Origin of the sequence: Halovibrio variabilis (genome assembly GCF_007991175.1) — a bacterium.
GTDB lineage: Bacteria > Pseudomonadota > Gammaproteobacteria > Pseudomonadales > Halomonadaceae > Vreelandella > Vreelandella variabilis.
In genome coordinates this window covers 1-13,660 of the sequence record NZ_BJXV01000003.1, presented here as the reverse complement: position 1 = coordinate 13,660, position 13,660 = coordinate 1, and the positions used below count along the sequence as shown (strand labels likewise).

Genomic DNA, 13,660 nt, shown 5'->3' with positions numbered 1-13,660 from the left:
CACTTATGAATTTACCCCCTTCATGCCTTCCGGTGTATAGCGCTCGCCGATGACTGGAAGGCGTGCGGTGGCCGCTTCAAGCTGTTGCTGCTCATCATCCGTCAGGGTTATGGATGCGGCTCCGGCGTTCTCTTCAAGGTAGCGCAGCCGCTTGGTGCCTGGAATGGGCACGATGTTGTCGCCTTTGGATAGCAGCCAAGCCAGCGACAGCTGCGCCGGGGTGCAGCCTTTCTGGCGGTGGCCCGTCATGGCACTTTGAGTGGCGCAGCGGCGGAACTCCACCTGGGTATCGCAACGCTTTCCCGGCGCATTGAACGGCTTGAAAGCGCCTTGAAGCTGCCGCTGTTTGTGCGTCAGCAGTCGGGCTACCAGCTTACCGAGGAAGGGGCAGGGCTGATCGAAAAAGCCGAAGCCTTTGAAGCCGCAGCGGCGGCCTTTACCAGCGGGGTTTCTAGCGCTACCCAGCTTAGCGGACGGGTGCGTTTGGCTACCGCTGAAAACCTGGCCACGGCGCTGATTCTGCCCGCATTGCCAGAATTTTATGCGCAGTACCCTGGCATCAGTCTTGAGCTGGTGACCGATATCACCACTGCTAACCTGCACCGCCGCGACGCCGATTTAGCGCTTAGAATGGTCAAGCCGGAGCGGGGCAACGTCACCCTTCGACGCTTGGGCACCCTGGGTTTCGGGCTTTACGCGAGCCCCGGCTATGTGGCCCAGCGTGAGGCTCATCATAATACTGGCGATTACGATACGGATGCCTTTATCACCTGGGGCGAAATGCAAGCACACTTGCCTGCCGCCCAGTGGGTTGAACGGGTTCTACGAAGTCATGAACCGGCGCTGACCACCACATCATTGGCGACTCAGCTAGCGGGGGCAAAAGCGGGACTGGGAATCGCGGTATTACCGCATTTTCTGGCCAGGGAAGCTGGGCTGGTCTGTATCGCAGCGGATATCGGCGTGGATCAGCCTATCTACCTCGTCATCCAGACCGATCTCACTCAATCCGGGCGTATCCGGGCAGTGGGGGATTTTCTGACGGGGCTGGTGGCCAATAACCGCGAGCGCTTGAGTGGACGATAGTCACGAAGCTGTTTTTTAGTTTTCATTTTTCCCTTCATCAACTACATAGTATCAGGACTGATCGTAGTGGCCGCCGATGGCAAGAACATAAATAGCGTTGTCATCAAACCGGTAGATCAGTCGGTCTTTGTGTGAAATGCGCCTTGACCACAAACCAGAAAGATTATGTTTGAGTGGCTCGGGTTTTCCGATGCCAGCCGTTGGATCGTCAGAGCGGAGCATCTCTTTCAAGAGTCTGCAGAGCGCTTTATGCAGCTTCTTATCTGCTTCACGCATTTTTTCATAGGCTTCCCACGTACGGCCCTCAAAGACCAGTGATCTCATTCATCTGCTCATTATCAGGTTGGTATCCTTGACCGCGGCTATGGGTATCGAGAGACGCCGCAATTTGCTCCATGAGGTCTCGGTTCTGAAGAACATAGAGCGTTTCTTGCTCTCTTTCCCAATCCTCGGCGCTAATCACCACGAACGCTTCTCCGGCACGACGAGTTACCTTTAAAGGCTCGTGTGTACTAATTACTTGTTCCACTACGCTTTTCAGGTTGTCCCTGAATTTGTTAACACTAATAATATCCATAACGTCACCAAAAGTACGGAAATATCGTACGACTATAGCTCACGCGCTTTGCTATTACCAAGGTAAGCAACTGCTATTTATTCTGCGCCTCCAACTCCCGCTTAAGCCACTCTGACAACGGTTCGCTGGGTTTGGCTGGGCCATCTTGCGGGTTGAGTAGAAAAGGGATAATTTATACTCATGAGCGACTTTGAGTATGATGATGACAAAAGCGTAGCCAATCGGGTAAAGCATGGAATTGACTTTCTAGATGCTCAGGCGCTTTGGAACGATCCTGATTTGCTGGAAATCCAAGCCAAATCTGATGATGAGCCGCGTTTTCTGATGATAGGGCTGATTAACGATAAGCATTGGTCTGCCGTCATCACCTACCGAAAGGAAAAAATTCGACTCATTTCGGTAAGGCGCTCGCGCAAAAGAGAGGTAGAACGCTATGAAAGCTAATGAATTTGACCAAAAATTTGACCAGGATAGTGAAGATATCGTCGACGATCTTGATTTATCCACGGCACATCGTGTTAATCAGGATTCGAAGCGTATCAATGTCGACTTTCCCGCTTGGGTGGTTGAATCCCTGGATCGAGAGGCGGCCCGTATCGGTGTTACGCGGCAATCGATCATCAAAGTTTGGCTGGTTGAGCGGTTGAAAGCCGAAGCGAGTCACAAGCTTCCAGATAACACGCAGCCTCACTAATTTTTTAGATTTATCTCCCAAGCTCCCCCTTAAGCCATTCTGCCAGCGGCTCGCTTCGGCGAGGGTGGGTGAGTAAGTCGGTTTGGCTGGGCAGCCACAGGCAGAGGCGGGCGGGTGTTTCGATACTGCCCCATGGCGCCACCAGTCGCCCGCTCCTCAGGTCGTCTTCCACCAATAGCTTGGGGGCAATCGCCACGCCCAACCCCGCCACGGCCGCTTCCATCAGGTAGTAAAGGTGCTCAAACCCCTGGCCTTTATCCAGAGCTTCTTCAAGCTGCGTTAACTCAAGCCCTTGGGCGTTGGCCCAATGCGGCCATGCCTGGGGGCGCGAGGCGGTATATAGCAGCGTGTGGTCGAATAGCGTTGCCGGGTTGGCGGGGTCGCACTGCGCGGCCAGTTGCGGGCTCGCCACCGCGCAGATCTGCTCTGGGATGAGCTCAACGACATCCACATCGTCGGGCCAGGGGGGCTCTGAAAACGCCAGGGTGGCGCTGGCGTCACTCTGTTTGCCGGGCTGCTCGGTGTCACTCACCACGACTTTTAACTTCAATTCGGGCAGTTCGTGGTGCAGCCGGTCCAGCCGGGGTATCAGCCAGCGCGCCAACAGGCTGCCAGGGCAAGCCAGGGTAAAGGGCGCTTCTTCCACATCACGCTTGAGCACGGCGCAACTTTCGCGCAGGCGAAAGAACGCATCGCCCACGCCGCTTTGCAGCCGCTCGCCGTGGTGGGTAAGCACCAATCCACGCCCGGCTTTGGCAAACAGCGCGACGCCAAAATACGCATCCAGGCTTTTAAGTTGACGGCTCACTGCGCCGTGGGTAACGCTTAGCTCATCTGCCGCAGCGGTCACGCTGCCCAGCCGGGCGGTGGCTTCAAAAGCGCGTAAGGCGCTAAGGGGTGGCATACTGTTATGCATTGAGCGTCCGGTCTTATAGTTGATTAAAACTCACCGATAACTGATATCTTATCGATTTTTCTTCCCGCCTGCTTGCGCTACTTTGACTGCATCGTTTGATAACGCACTCAGAGGTCATAATGAATCAACCTGTAGACCTATCCAAGAGCCTGCCCGATGCCAATGGCCTGTTTGGCAGCTTCGGCGGTCGCTTTGTCGCCGAAACGCTCATGCCGCTGATTTTAGAGCTGCAAGACGAATATACCACCGCCAAGAACGACCCCGAGTTCCAGCGCCAGTTAGCCTACTTTCAGGGCGACTACGTTGGGCGCCCCAGCCCGCTTTACTTCGCCGAACGGCTGACCGAGCACTTTGGCGGGGCCAGCATTTATCTAAAGCGTGAAGAGCTCAACCATACCGGCGCGCACAAGATCAATAACTGCATTGGCCAGGTGCTGCTGGCCAAGCAGATGGGTAAAAAACGCATTATTGCCGAAACTGGCGCCGGTATGCACGGCGTGGCGACCGCCACGGTGGCGGCACGGTTTGGCCTGCCGTGTGTGATCTACATGGGCACTACCGACATCGAGCGCCAGCAGACCAACGTATTTCGCATGAAGCTGCTGGGCGCAGAGATTATCCCCGTTACCTCCGGCACCGGCACGCTCAAAGACGCCATGAACGAAGCCCTGCGCGACTGGGTGACGAACGTCGATGATACCTTCTACATCATTGGTACCGTGGCCGGGCCGCATCCGTACCCCGCCATGGTGCGCGACTTCCAGGCGGTGATCGGCCATGAAACCCGCAGCCAAATGCTTGAAAAGAAGGGCCGTTTGCCGGATTCGCTGGTGGCCTGCGTGGGCGGCGGCTCCAATGCTATCGGGCTATTTTACCCGTTCCTCGATGACCCGGACGTTCAAATGATTGGCGTGGAAGCGGGCGGCAAGGGTGTGAAAAGCGGCTTGCATGCGGCCAGCCTAAACGGCGGCACGCCAGGTGTACTGCACGGCAACCGCACCTATCTGCTGCAAAACGAGGACGGCCAGATTACCGATGCCCACTCGATTTCAGCGGGGTTGGACTACCCCGGCATCGGGCCGGAACACGCATGGTTGCACGAGCAGAAGCGGGTCGAGTATGTTTCCGCCACCGATGACGAAGCGCTGGAAGCGTTCCAGGTCTGCTGCCGTCAGGAAGGCATCATTCCTGCTTTGGAAACCGCCCATGCGCTGGCCGAAGTCGCCAAACGTGCCCCGACACTGCCCCGCGAGCACTTGATGGTGATCAACCTGAGCGGCCGTGGCGACAAGGACATGACCAGCGTTGCCCATCACCTTGGCGATAAATTCGGAGTGAAAAACCTATGAGCATAGTCCACAGCAACACCATGCCCGATACCGTCAATCAGGCCATGAATCACTCGCCGCGTATTGAGCAGTGCTTTGCCGCGCTCAAGCAGCAAAACCGCCCGGCGCTGGTAAGCTACCTGACCGCTGGCGACCCGGACGCCGATACCTCCCGCCGCCTGCTGCACGGGCTGCCGAGCGCAGGAGTAGACATCATCGAGCTGGGAATGCCGTTCAGCGACCCCATGGCCGATGGCCCTGCTATTCAAAAAGCCGCACTGCGCGCCCTGAATAACGGCCAAACCCAGGCTAAAACGCTGGAGATGGTGCGCCACTTCCGCGAAGAAAACAGCACCACACCAATCGTGCTGATGGGCTATTACAACCCGATCTTCTGCTACGGCGTAGAGCGCTTTCTGGCCGATGCCGCCCGCGCTGGCGTAGACGGCCTGATTGTAGTGGACCTACCTCCCGAACACGACGAAGAGCTCTGCACGCCCGCGGCCCAGCACAGCATTGATTTTATCCGCTTGGCGACACCGACCACCGATGCCAAACGCTTGCCGAAAGTACTGGCGAACGCTTCCGGGTTTATCTACTACGTCTCAGTGGCAGGCGTTACCGGCGGCAGCGCACCCACTTCAGAACGGTTGGAAAGCTCGGTGGCCAAGCTGCGGGAACATACCGAGCTGCCCATTGCCGTGGGCTTCGGCATTCGCACCGCCGAACAAGCGGCCACCATTGGCCGCTTTAGCGATGCGGTCGTCGTTGGCTCTGCGCTTGTTGACTGTATCGAAAACGCCAACACGCCTGATGAAGCCGTTGAGCGGGTACACGGCCTGGTGAGCGAACTGGCTGAGAGTGTCAGGGCGTGCAGAGAGGTTGAAGAGAGAATGGAGGAGCAGTTAAGCGTATAAATGGAGTAGCGGCAAAAGAGCAGGCGAGAGACGCCTGCTGTCCGTTATCAAAAGGTAGGTGAGCTCCACCCAACATCAGACCGGGAAGCCGTGATGGCTTCCATCCGGCCGTTCAATATCCAAACGAACGCGCTCACCGCGGCAAAAGCGGCGGCTGGAGTGCACATAGTGAACGGAAGATAGTTGCCCATGGTATCGAGAGTTGTCTGGTGCTGTGTCATGTGAAGAAAAACCGACCGACTGTTTACAACCCTCCGCAGCCTGTTCATTTCTCCCCGCTTGTGCGCCCTGCTAGATGCAGGCATTATCGCCGCTCGCAGCAAATTGTCGATACCGGCAACCCGCTAGGATTGCGTAACCAAGAGAGACACCATGGGAAAGCTTTTTTCACTGATTGTACTGGTAGCGATTGGCTACGCTGGTATTTATTTCTATTACGGCGTTGCTATTAAACAAGAAGTTGAACAACAGTTAGATGATCGCGGCCTGTCCGATGTCAGTGTTGATAACGTTGATTATGGGCTTATGGCGCCGATCAATACGTCAGCTAATATCGCCATAACCCTCACGTACCGCGGTGCTCAAGCGACCGTTGATATGTCGGTACAAGGGCATCCCGTGTTTTCAGACGAGGTAAGTGTTCAGTTCGATGGCCTGCAGGCGCTGCGTCTAGGCATTGGCTTTTAAATTTATTTCGGCTTGATGAGTAACGTTGGACAACAACGCGCTGTTATCACTGAGCCAGTACCATCCCGTTATCATTGAGGGCATGGGGAGCTACGACTCCAGGGACCCCGAGGTGGTTGCATCACGGGTTTCGGCGCAACTCAAGTCGCACTGGGACAGCAACCGTCTCCACAAACCCAAGCTTATCGTGACACAGGGTGACCCACTGGAAGCGCGCGGCATTTCGGCTATTACCCCGCGCATAGCATCGGCGCTGGGTATATCGCGTGGTCTTGTTTGCCTTGACGAAGAAATCGCCGATTATCACTCCCTCCATGCCGACCGAGACAATGTGATCGTGGAACTGCGTTACTCACAGCTTGCGCAAGTATTGAACGAACGCCAGCCGGGCGCCATACAACAGCTTGAAGCGGTCGTGGGGCGGAGCATTGAACAAAAAAATCATCAACGTCGCGGGCTAGGCAAGGCACCGCTAAAAGCCTACTTCCGTGATTTTGCCCTGCTGCAAGAAGTCACCAAGGCTGCCTGCCGCCAGCTATGCGGCGGCATTACCGTGGCCCATACGACGCGCGATATTCACGAATTTTCAGTCACCAGTTTTTATACGGTGGGGCTTGAGCTTGGCTGGATAGCACCAGAAGATATTGTCACTTACGCACCGTCAGTACGCGCCTGAAAGAACACAACGGTACGAATTCTTTAGAGTCATTCAAAAAAAGGGGCACGACAGTGTCGAATCCTTACGCTTGGGCGACGGACCTGGGTCCGCTCCACGAGCACATCTGGTCACAGCTAACCCGTGGTGTGCATGACCGCCGCGCGCCGGCTCGCCACCCGACGCTTGCGACCGTTAGCCCCAACGGCATGCCGCAAGCCCGCACCGTTGTGCTGCGCGCCGCCGACAAAGCATCAGCAACGCTGACGGTCTACACCGACTTGCAGGCCGCCAAGGTTACCGCGCTGCGTGCTACGCCCTTTGCGGCGCTGCATGTGTGGGACGCCTCGGCTCACCTGCAAACACGCATAGAAGCAGAAGCCACTATCCTGAGCGGCGCCGAGGTTGCTGAAATATGGCAACGCCTTCCCGAGCGCGCTCGTAGCGCCTACAGCAGTGGCCCCGCACCGGGAACAGCCATTGTAGATTCTCTCGCCTATACCAAAACACCAGACGCAACGGCCTTCGCAGTGTTACGACTCAATATTCACACGATAGACTCGCTGCACCTGGGGCCAGATCACCGCCGCGCTAGATTCACACGCAGCGACGAGTGGACCGGGCAATGGCTAGTGCCGTGATAAAGTAGCAGGCGGTGATTGCATGAACCTGCCAGGAAAGATAAACCAATAGTAACGAACCAAACGGCTACTCAACGAGAACGCTTTCATGTACTACCGCACCATGACCATCAACGACTATGACGCCGCTATTGCGCTGTGGGGAGAGAGTGAAGGCGTTCGCTTGCGCGACGCTGATTCCCGAGAAGGCATCGAGAAATACCTGCTGCGTAACCCCGGCCTGAGCTTTGTAGCAGAAGTGGAAGGGGGACTGGTGGGAACGATCATGGCGGGGCATGACGGCAAGCGCGGCTATATCCAGCATCTATCGGTGGCAAACTCTCATCGGCGAGCGGGCATCGCGACACAGCTGGTAAACCTTTGCCTGGAAGCGCTCAAAAACGAAGGGATACTAAAATCACACCTGATGATTCTGCCCGAGAACGAAGCCGCCAAAAAATTCTGGGCCAACCAGGGCTGGGCGTGCCGATCAGATATTCAGCTATATTCGTTTATCAATGGGGACGATCAAAACGTTTAGCGCGTATTGACAACCTCGCCGCCGTCATTGCCGAAATCGGGGAAGTCAGCCAGCCCTGCTTTCCCCAGCCGCTAATACCGCTTCGGCGAGATGAGGGGCGTCTACGAGATCTGATGAAATCAACGATATTTGTTTATGATGATAAGGGCATTCGCGGGTATGGAGCGGTCTATGAGAATGAGATTCTCACACTGCTTGTTAACCCGCTCTTTCGCCGCCAAGGTGTCGGTAGTCAACTGCTTGAGCACGTGATTGCCTGGATCGAAAGCCCCGCTACGCTTTGCGTCGCGAAAAGTAACGTGACGGCAAAAGCGCTTTATCAACACTATGGCTTTAGAGTGATCGGGGAATTTGACGCCTGCTACAACGGTGAGCCGGTCTTAGCCAACAAGATGGAGCGCTCGTATTGATCGTCAATCGGGGAGGTTTTTAATATCTGGTGATAAAGAAATTAAGGTTTTTCCACTGAGCCTATCGCAACAAGCACCCATCATTTTAAGCTTTCTTAGCAAGCCCGCCTTTCCTTTTCTGCAAGGGATGTGGCTTGCTCTACACTCTAATGCATTGACCACTTTAGCGTATAAACGCTGAATCAGTTTAAGTACTGCTTTAGTGGCCTTTATCACTGCTGACTGTCAGTTCTAATAAGCTATTGATAGTTAAAAGTATTGCTGTTTTGGTTGCTTTTCATATTTCGCTCCAAATTAGCTCCTCAACGTCTTCGGTCAATTCTGACACTTTCTGCATGCGTTTTATCGCAGCGTCACCCATTTCATCAGCTGCGTTCTGGTAACAAGACGCCAACGATGAAGGTGTCTGCAGCCCTTGGAGACCAAGCATACAGCTTGTTAGCTTGCTATAAGAGGCCGCCATGGCTGCAAAGAACTCGAGTTCGAGGCGCATGGTATCGTTGCATGCTTCAAACAAAATGTGCTGTATTTTGATTGTCGAGCTGCTGGTTGCCACCCAAGGCTGATGCCACCATATAGAGGCAATATCATAATGGGGAGCGTTCCAGGCTTTAGTGGGCGATTCTGCAGTTGTCATTATCTTGGCCCTCCACTGGTAAAATTAAAGCAGTATAGCCGTCTTTGGCTTAACTACCTTGTTGATCAGCTAGCGCACTGAATCTTTCCGTGCTCTACGTCTCTCTTTAGTATCAATGCCCATGCAATGGTCGCATACCCGATTAACCCTGGATTCGCCGCACGCACCGTTACGCTTGAACGACTACGCCGTAGAAGGCTTTTCAATAGGTAATGATCAATAGGTAATGAGGAGTCATCATCGTTCTCACGGGGAGCGGTACCCCAGCCAGTTTAGCTTTACAGTATCGGTATTGACTTCGTAAGAGCGCATTTCAGGAAGTCGTCACTATGAAAGCAATGAATTATGAGCCGATAGCCTCCTGATCTTTGGCTACAAAAATTGAGCTATGTCTTTTTGAGGTTAGCCCATTAATGGTGATTTTCAACCCATTGCTTCTATGGCTACATCTACATTATCGACGAGCTGCATGATGTCAGCGACCGGTTTGATTCTGAGGGTTTTTATGGCACGAACTGGTGGCCACAACCAACTGATTCTTTTCAGGATCAACCAGGTCACGGTTGTCTAAAAGGCGTTAATCCGCGTTATTCATCACACCCACAGCAGCACCACTATTTAGCGCCTTGCAAACGGTTCGCTCCCAGGTCGTTAATGTGATCGTTAGCTGTGCACCGCTGGCCACCAGTTTGCTATTCGCATGGTGGGGCGTAGAACTGCTTACCCCAATGAAACTGCTCGGTGCCGCGCTGGGGTTAGTGGGGGTGGTGGTCATCTCAAGCGTTGCTAGCGGCATGCCAGTGGATATCTGGGGCGTGCTGATGGCAACCGCTTGCGGGCCACTGCTGCGGATTGGCTATAAACGGGTGTTGGAATGAATTTACGACTAACATTGGTTAAGTAATGTTGAGGCCGACGGTGGCGCTATGCCCAAGGATACATAGCGCATCCGCTGTCCCGCCGTCAGCGGTAATGAGCACTGTTCAAGGGTGCGCATCATCATGGGGAACACAATGACAAAACAAAAATTGATTCTGCTATTTGATGGGACCTGGAACGACCCTGAAGACCAAACGAATGTTTATCGTATTACGCGTCGTATCCATGATTACGATGGTGGTGTTAGACAACGGTTCTATTACGACCCCGGTGTGGGTACCTCCAGGTTTCAGCGCTTCAGGGGAGGTGCCTTCGGTTTCGGGCTGAACAAACATTTACTGAAAGGCTATGACTGGCTTTCAAGGCGCTACAAAGAGGGCGATGAGATCTGGATATTCGGGTTCAGCCGCGGTGCCTACACGGCCAGAAGCCTGGTTGGGCTGATACGAAAATGTGGGTTAATGCATGTGGTCACGCCAGGGTTACTCGATAAGGCCGAAAGTATTTATCGGGACAAGGAACTGCACCCCGACGATGACGCTTGCAAGGATTTCAAGAAAAGCTTCAGCCGCCAGCCGAGGATTCATTTCATTGGCATCTGGGATACCGTTGGCGCGCTGGGTGTGCCCGGCACCAACCTGTTTAAAAGCAAATACGATTGGCACGATACGGCGCTTTCCAGCATTGTCGATCATGCCTATCAAGCGGTGGCGCTGGACGAGCACAGAGCCACCTACAACGTCTCGCTCTGGACCAGCAAGGATGGCAAGAAAAAACCGGGTAACCGCGACGTAGAGCAGCGCTGGTTTATCGGCGCCCACGCCAATGTAGGCGGCGGCTATGGCGCTGACGACACACTGGCCGACATACCGCTGAACTGGATGTTAGGCAAGGCGGAAAAGGCTGGCCTGAAAGTGGATCAATACGACGTTGCCGAGGATGCCTGGAAGACAGCACCCAAAGATTCTTTCGCCGAGTTTCTGTGGGGGATGTACGGCAAATTCAAACGCATCGTAAAGGCAGAAGACGGCCGATTCTACCGACAATATTCGCAAGGCATGCAGGGAAAACCGGCGGTCAATATTTCAATCGATGACAGTGTCTGGAAGCGCTGGGGCGATAAAACCTGTGATTACCGGCCGCGCACCTTGACCGATGCCCACCTGTCCCCACCGGATCAATAGCAGGGCAGGCTGCCTTCATTGGCGTTGACACCATTCGCCACAGCCGCCTCAGGGCGCAGTATCATAGTCTGCTAATCAAACCACCGAAGCCATTAATTATGTCGTGCCCGCCTTGCCCCAATTGCCAGTTTTAATTTGTTTATCAGGACCAAAGACCTCCGAGTGAAAAGCAGTTCTCTCGTGATCAAACAGCTCAAGGAAGGCAAAGATCACCATCTAGAACTGAAAGTCGACGGCTCAGGCGACATGATATTCAAAGCTCAGTTTGTCAAGAAGGTCTGACTGTGGAAGGTGGCGGGGTGTGGCACTGTGGGAGGTGGCTTTTTGCCCGCGACCGTTCCAGCACCCGGCCAACTAAATGTTCAAAATCTAAAAACTTAGAGCGCCGCCTTAGCCGCCGGAGGCAGGGTGATGGTTAAGCTATGCGCATCCTTCTTCTCACCACGGGATGTCATCATGTAACTCTACCTGAACGCGACATCACCCTATGCGCGCCTGGCGCGGATCGTATTACTTGAAAAGGCTTAGCAGAAGCCGTCACGCTGAAGTGGTGCAGACGATGCCGATTTATTTAAGGCCAACCCCGCAGGGCGTATTCCGGCGTTGATAACGGAGGAGGGGATCACGTTAGGCGAGTCACTACTGATTGCCGTTTACCTGGATGGCGTTAGCCCCAACAAGCCGATGATTCCCATGGCTGGTTTAGGTGAGGTGCTGCACTTATTGCTTGAATTCAGGTTCTCTGACGATGTAAGCGTCGAGTTCGAAAGCTTGCAAGCAATGCATTTAAACATCTGTTTTAGCTAATAAAAAACGATAAAAGCTCCAGTAGCTAGCTTAGCTACCGAGGCTTCTCTATAGAAATTATCTTAATCAATCACGATTTATCGGATCACCTATGTACATAATCCCTAATTTTAGGAAGGTTAAAGTGGTTTTGAAAGTAAATTTACCAAACTTTCAATATCTGTCATGGTCGAGTAGAAAATTTGTTGACTCGGGCTATCCGAATGGTAGGCAGCGAGGCTGAAATAATTTTTTACCTCAGGTGCAGAAAAGTTTCCTTGATTTTCTTGGGCTCTTCCGATGGCAGCATAGGCACTGAGAGCAATTTGTGTTTCAGGAGATAAATTTTGAGATAAGTTCTCGACGTTCCCCTCAAATTTACCCGACAGAGCAGCGCTTAGATCAGTGCCAGTGAAATAAATTAAATTTTCAGCTCCCATGGTTAGAGTAGCAATTTTGGCTCCTCGAGGGTACTTTCCCAATACAGATGAATAGTCAGTTAGTCCCAATAAAAGCTGCGATACAGTCAATCCACCAATGATGACTAACCCTCTTTCAGAGCTTTTTTCAGCTCCAAGGGCAGATAGTATGGTGCCAAATTCGCCTTCTGAATTTGCTTGATTTTCTGATCGCCATCGAAAGATGAAGACATTTTCATTAACAATTTCGCTAGCGAGATTTTTTGCACTTTCGGTAACAGCCTGAGCTTTGCTAACGATCGTTTGTGGTGTTGTGGCAGTATTTTTATTTTGTGAGCTTAAAAATACATCTTCGGCAATTAACTCAGCAATATCTAATTGTATCTCGGATAGGTCTCTTTGGAGTTCAAATAAATTATTCCTATCGCCTTCATATGGGAAGTGTCTAACCTGAAACTGCGTACTTCCAGATTCGCTGAAGCAGATAATTGAGTTCGCGGGGCGAAAGCTGCTTGCAAGACAGGAACTACCAGGTGCTGGCACAGGCAATTGACCGTTAACTGACAAGAAGCGAGTTTGTAAAGGATAATGAAGATTGATTGGGTTTGACAAAATACCGTCATTTTGTACGCTAATTGTTAGAGCGTCTAATGTATTAACACCTTGTCCTTTTGAAAAAGCGCATGCGCTTAAGCTTAAGTAGGTTAAAATAATACACCAGATTTTTAGATAAAAAATCATCATCAATCTCCTAAATTTTTTACATTGATGTTCTCCTAGGATTTTCGTATTTGCTTCCTGCTGTAGAAGTATAGAAGATTAATTTGGCGATATATAAAATATTTTTCAAAATATCGGATGCGCTTAAACGTGGATGTAAGGGTAGATGGTAGGTACATCGTCAAGGTTTAGCCATCCACAGCATTCCAGGGGGAAACATGGAACACATTGCCTATAATCTTGAAGTCATTGAGCTTTTGATTGCCTTTGATTTTCCCGTTGTTGAGTTGCAGGTGGTTGGCGAGGTTTGCAATATGAAGGCGTGCTTTTAGTCGTTATTGGAAATGAATTTCGTAGTGATATTGGGCTGCTGCATTTTTTTGGTCAAAGGGCTTAGCGCAAAAAAAGCGATTCGCGGCTTAGAGCTCCTTTCAAAACCCTTGAAATAGCTCGCCTACATGCCTAGCTTAGCTAATATGGCTAAGAAGCTTGTACCTGATGAACTCTGGGAAATTGTCGAGCCGCTCTTGCCACCTGAACCACCCAAGCCTGATGGGGGCAGGCCACGTGTTTCTAACCGTGCCGCCTTGACCGGCATCCTATG

Annotated in this window: 20 protein-coding genes and 1 pseudogene; 15 read left to right on the top strand and 6 right to left on the bottom strand. The window is 52.6% G+C overall.

All coding sequences use genetic code 11. The annotated features are described in order from the left end of the window. Nucleotides 1-3: 3 nt before the first annotated feature. On the bottom strand, nt 4-249 hold the full coding sequence (locus HVA01_RS03930) for an aldo/keto reductase (protein ID WP_246129447.1): 246 nt from the start codon (nt 247-249) through the stop codon (nt 4-6). A 6-nt stretch (nt 250-255) separates the two neighbouring features. Here HVA01_RS03930 and HVA01_RS03925 point away from each other — a divergent pair, with 6 nt between their 5' ends. Beyond that, nucleotides 256-1,086, top strand: a complete 831-nt coding sequence (locus HVA01_RS03925; RefSeq protein WP_246129445.1) for a LysR family transcriptional regulator — start codon at nt 256-258, stop codon at nt 1,084-1,086. 51 nt (nt 1,087-1,137) lie between these two features. Here HVA01_RS03925 and HVA01_RS03920 read toward each other — a convergent pair whose 3' ends face one another. Both HVA01_RS03920 and HVA01_RS03915 read right to left on the bottom strand, forming a co-directional pair. Next, nucleotides 1,138-1,410, bottom strand: coding sequence for a Txe/YoeB family addiction module toxin (locus HVA01_RS03920; protein ID WP_146873231.1), 273 nt, complete (start codon nt 1,408-1,410; stop codon nt 1,138-1,140). Then, complete coding sequence (locus HVA01_RS03915; protein ID WP_146873230.1) at nt 1,391-1,663, bottom strand: type II toxin-antitoxin system Phd/YefM family antitoxin; 273 nt, start codon at nt 1,661-1,663, stop codon at nt 1,391-1,393. The genes HVA01_RS03920 and HVA01_RS03915 overlap by 20 nt, the downstream gene beginning before the upstream one ends. 180 nt (nt 1,664-1,843) lie before the next feature. Here HVA01_RS03915 and HVA01_RS03910 point away from each other — a divergent pair, with 180 nt between their 5' ends. Next, nucleotides 1,844-2,107 carry a BrnT family toxin gene (locus HVA01_RS03910; RefSeq protein WP_146873229.1) on the top strand — a complete coding sequence of 88 codons (264 nt, stop codon included), beginning with the start codon at nt 1,844-1,846 and terminating at the stop codon, nt 2,105-2,107. Continuing rightward, nucleotides 2,097-2,357: a type II toxin-antitoxin system BrnA family antitoxin gene (brnA, locus tag HVA01_RS03905; protein ID WP_146873228.1), complete on the top strand. Its 261-nt coding sequence runs from the start codon at nt 2,097-2,099 to the stop codon at nt 2,355-2,357. Before HVA01_RS03910 ends, brnA begins: the two co-directional genes overlap by 11 nt. A gap of 10 nt (nt 2,358-2,367) precedes the next feature. Here brnA and HVA01_RS03900 read toward each other — a convergent pair whose 3' ends face one another. Continuing rightward, nucleotides 2,368-3,273 (bottom strand): LysR family transcriptional regulator, encoded by a 906-nt coding sequence (locus HVA01_RS03900; protein ID WP_146873227.1) that lies wholly within the window; start codon nt 3,271-3,273, stop codon nt 2,368-2,370. A gap of 119 nt (nt 3,274-3,392) precedes the next feature. On the opposite strand from HVA01_RS03900, the gene trpB reads away from it, so the two are divergent. The 7 genes from trpB (at nt 3,393) to HVA01_RS03865 (ending at nt 8,431) form a co-directional block, all read left to right on the top strand. Continuing rightward, the gene (gene trpB, locus HVA01_RS03895) at nt 3,393-4,622 is read left to right on the top strand and encodes a tryptophan synthase subunit beta (RefSeq protein WP_146873226.1); all 1,230 of its coding nucleotides are present in this window, start codon (nt 3,393-3,395) and stop codon (nt 4,620-4,622) included. A gap of 44 nt (nt 4,623-4,666) precedes the next feature. Next, entirely contained in the window at nt 4,667-5,518 is an 852-nt protein-coding gene (trpA, locus tag HVA01_RS03890) for a tryptophan synthase subunit alpha (protein WP_146873358.1), read from the top strand. Between the two features lie 372 nt (nt 5,519-5,890). Then, nucleotides 5,891-6,205, top strand: a complete 315-nt coding sequence (locus HVA01_RS03885) for a hypothetical protein (RefSeq protein WP_146873225.1) — start codon at nt 5,891-5,893, stop codon at nt 6,203-6,205. Nucleotides 6,206-6,230: 25 nt separating this feature from the next. After that, a complete protein-coding gene (locus tag HVA01_RS03880) occupies nt 6,231-6,881 on the top strand; it encodes a shikimate kinase (RefSeq protein ID WP_146873224.1) in 651 nt (216 codons plus the stop codon). A 53-nt stretch (nt 6,882-6,934) separates the two neighbouring features. Then, nucleotides 6,935-7,501, top strand: coding sequence for a pyridoxamine 5'-phosphate oxidase family protein (locus HVA01_RS03875; RefSeq protein WP_146873223.1), 567 nt, complete (start codon nt 6,935-6,937; stop codon nt 7,499-7,501). An 88-nt stretch (nt 7,502-7,589) separates the two neighbouring features. Continuing rightward, complete coding sequence (locus HVA01_RS03870; RefSeq protein WP_146873222.1) at nt 7,590-8,021, top strand: GNAT family N-acetyltransferase; 432 nt, start codon at nt 7,590-7,592, stop codon at nt 8,019-8,021. 113 nt (nt 8,022-8,134) lie between these two features. Next, on the top strand, nt 8,135-8,431 hold the full coding sequence (locus HVA01_RS03865; protein WP_146873221.1) for a GNAT family N-acetyltransferase: 297 nt from the start codon (nt 8,135-8,137) through the stop codon (nt 8,429-8,431). Between the two features lie 277 nt (nt 8,432-8,708). Here the strand turns inward: HVA01_RS03865 and HVA01_RS03860 are convergent, their stop codons facing one another. Then, on the bottom strand, nt 8,709-9,068 hold the full coding sequence (locus tag HVA01_RS03860; protein ID WP_146873220.1) for a hypothetical protein: 360 nt from the start codon (nt 9,066-9,068) through the stop codon (nt 8,709-8,711). A 656-nt stretch (nt 9,069-9,724) separates the two neighbouring features. Between HVA01_RS03860 and HVA01_RS03855 the strand changes: the two genes are divergently transcribed. The 4 genes and pseudogenes from HVA01_RS03855 to HVA01_RS17615 form a co-directional block, all read left to right on the top strand. After that, nucleotides 9,725-9,946: a hypothetical protein gene (locus tag HVA01_RS03855; RefSeq protein ID WP_174787755.1), complete on the top strand. Its 222-nt coding sequence runs from the start codon at nt 9,725-9,727 to the stop codon at nt 9,944-9,946. A gap of 135 nt (nt 9,947-10,081) precedes the next feature. Beyond that, complete coding sequence (locus HVA01_RS03850; RefSeq protein WP_146873219.1) at nt 10,082-11,131, top strand: T6SS phospholipase effector Tle1-like catalytic domain-containing protein; 1,050 nt, start codon at nt 10,082-10,084, stop codon at nt 11,129-11,131. A 135-nt stretch (nt 11,132-11,266) separates the two neighbouring features. After that, nucleotides 11,267-11,413, top strand: a complete 147-nt coding sequence (locus HVA01_RS03845; protein WP_371860130.1) for a PhnA domain-containing protein — start codon at nt 11,267-11,269, stop codon at nt 11,411-11,413. A 288-nt stretch (nt 11,414-11,701) separates the two neighbouring features. After that, nucleotides 11,702-11,938 (top strand): annotated as a pseudogene (locus HVA01_RS17615) (hypothetical protein); the annotation flags it as partial. A 119-nt stretch (nt 11,939-12,057) separates the two neighbouring features. On the opposite strand, the gene HVA01_RS03835 reads toward HVA01_RS17615, so the two are convergent. Next, nucleotides 12,058-13,080 (bottom strand): hypothetical protein, encoded by a 1,023-nt coding sequence (locus HVA01_RS03835; RefSeq protein ID WP_170243467.1) that lies wholly within the window; start codon nt 13,078-13,080, stop codon nt 12,058-12,060. A gap of 452 nt (nt 13,081-13,532) precedes the next feature. On the opposite strand from HVA01_RS03835, the gene HVA01_RS03830 reads away from it, so the two are divergent. Next, on the top strand, nt 13,533-13,660 hold a 128-nt coding region (locus HVA01_RS03830), incomplete at its 3' end, for a transposase (protein WP_146873217.1).

What these genes read in the sequence shown, in the direction of transcription:
- HVA01_RS03920 (WP_146873231.1), bottom strand. Translation starts at nt 1,410, where the DNA reads ATGAGATCACTGGTCTTTGAGGGCCGTACGTGGGAAGCCTATGAAAAA.
- HVA01_RS03835 (WP_170243467.1), bottom strand. Translation starts at nt 13,080, where the DNA reads ATGATGATTTTTTATCTAAAAATCTGGTGTATTATTTTAACCTACTTA.
- trpA (WP_146873358.1), top strand. Translation starts at nt 4,667, where the DNA reads ATGAATCACTCGCCGCGTATTGAGCAGTGCTTTGCCGCGCTCAAGCAG.
- HVA01_RS03865 (WP_146873221.1), top strand. Translation starts at nt 8,135, where the DNA reads ATGAAATCAACGATATTTGTTTATGATGATAAGGGCATTCGCGGGTAT.
- HVA01_RS03870 (WP_146873222.1), top strand. Translation starts at nt 7,590, where the DNA reads ATGTACTACCGCACCATGACCATCAACGACTATGACGCCGCTATTGCG.
- brnA (WP_146873228.1), top strand. Translation starts at nt 2,097, where the DNA reads ATGAAAGCTAATGAATTTGACCAAAAATTTGACCAGGATAGTGAAGAT.
- HVA01_RS03910 (WP_146873229.1), top strand. Translation starts at nt 1,844, where the DNA reads ATGAGCGACTTTGAGTATGATGATGACAAAAGCGTAGCCAATCGGGTA.
- HVA01_RS03860 (WP_146873220.1), bottom strand. Translation starts at nt 9,068, where the DNA reads ATGACAACTGCAGAATCGCCCACTAAAGCCTGGAACGCTCCCCATTAT.
- HVA01_RS03850 (WP_146873219.1), top strand. Translation starts at nt 10,082, where the DNA reads ATGACAAAACAAAAATTGATTCTGCTATTTGATGGGACCTGGAACGAC.
- trpB (WP_146873226.1), top strand. Translation starts at nt 3,393, where the DNA reads ATGAATCAACCTGTAGACCTATCCAAGAGCCTGCCCGATGCCAATGGC.
- HVA01_RS03900 (WP_146873227.1), bottom strand. Translation starts at nt 3,273, where the DNA reads ATGCATAACAGTATGCCACCCCTTAGCGCCTTACGCGCTTTTGAAGCC.
- HVA01_RS03915 (WP_146873230.1), bottom strand. Translation starts at nt 1,663, where the DNA reads ATGGATATTATTAGTGTTAACAAATTCAGGGACAACCTGAAAAGCGTA.
- HVA01_RS03885 (WP_146873225.1), top strand. Translation starts at nt 5,891, where the DNA reads ATGGGAAAGCTTTTTTCACTGATTGTACTGGTAGCGATTGGCTACGCT.
- HVA01_RS03930 (WP_246129447.1), bottom strand. Translation starts at nt 249, where the DNA reads ATGACGGGCCACCGCCAGAAAGGCTGCACCCCGGCGCAGCTGTCGCTG.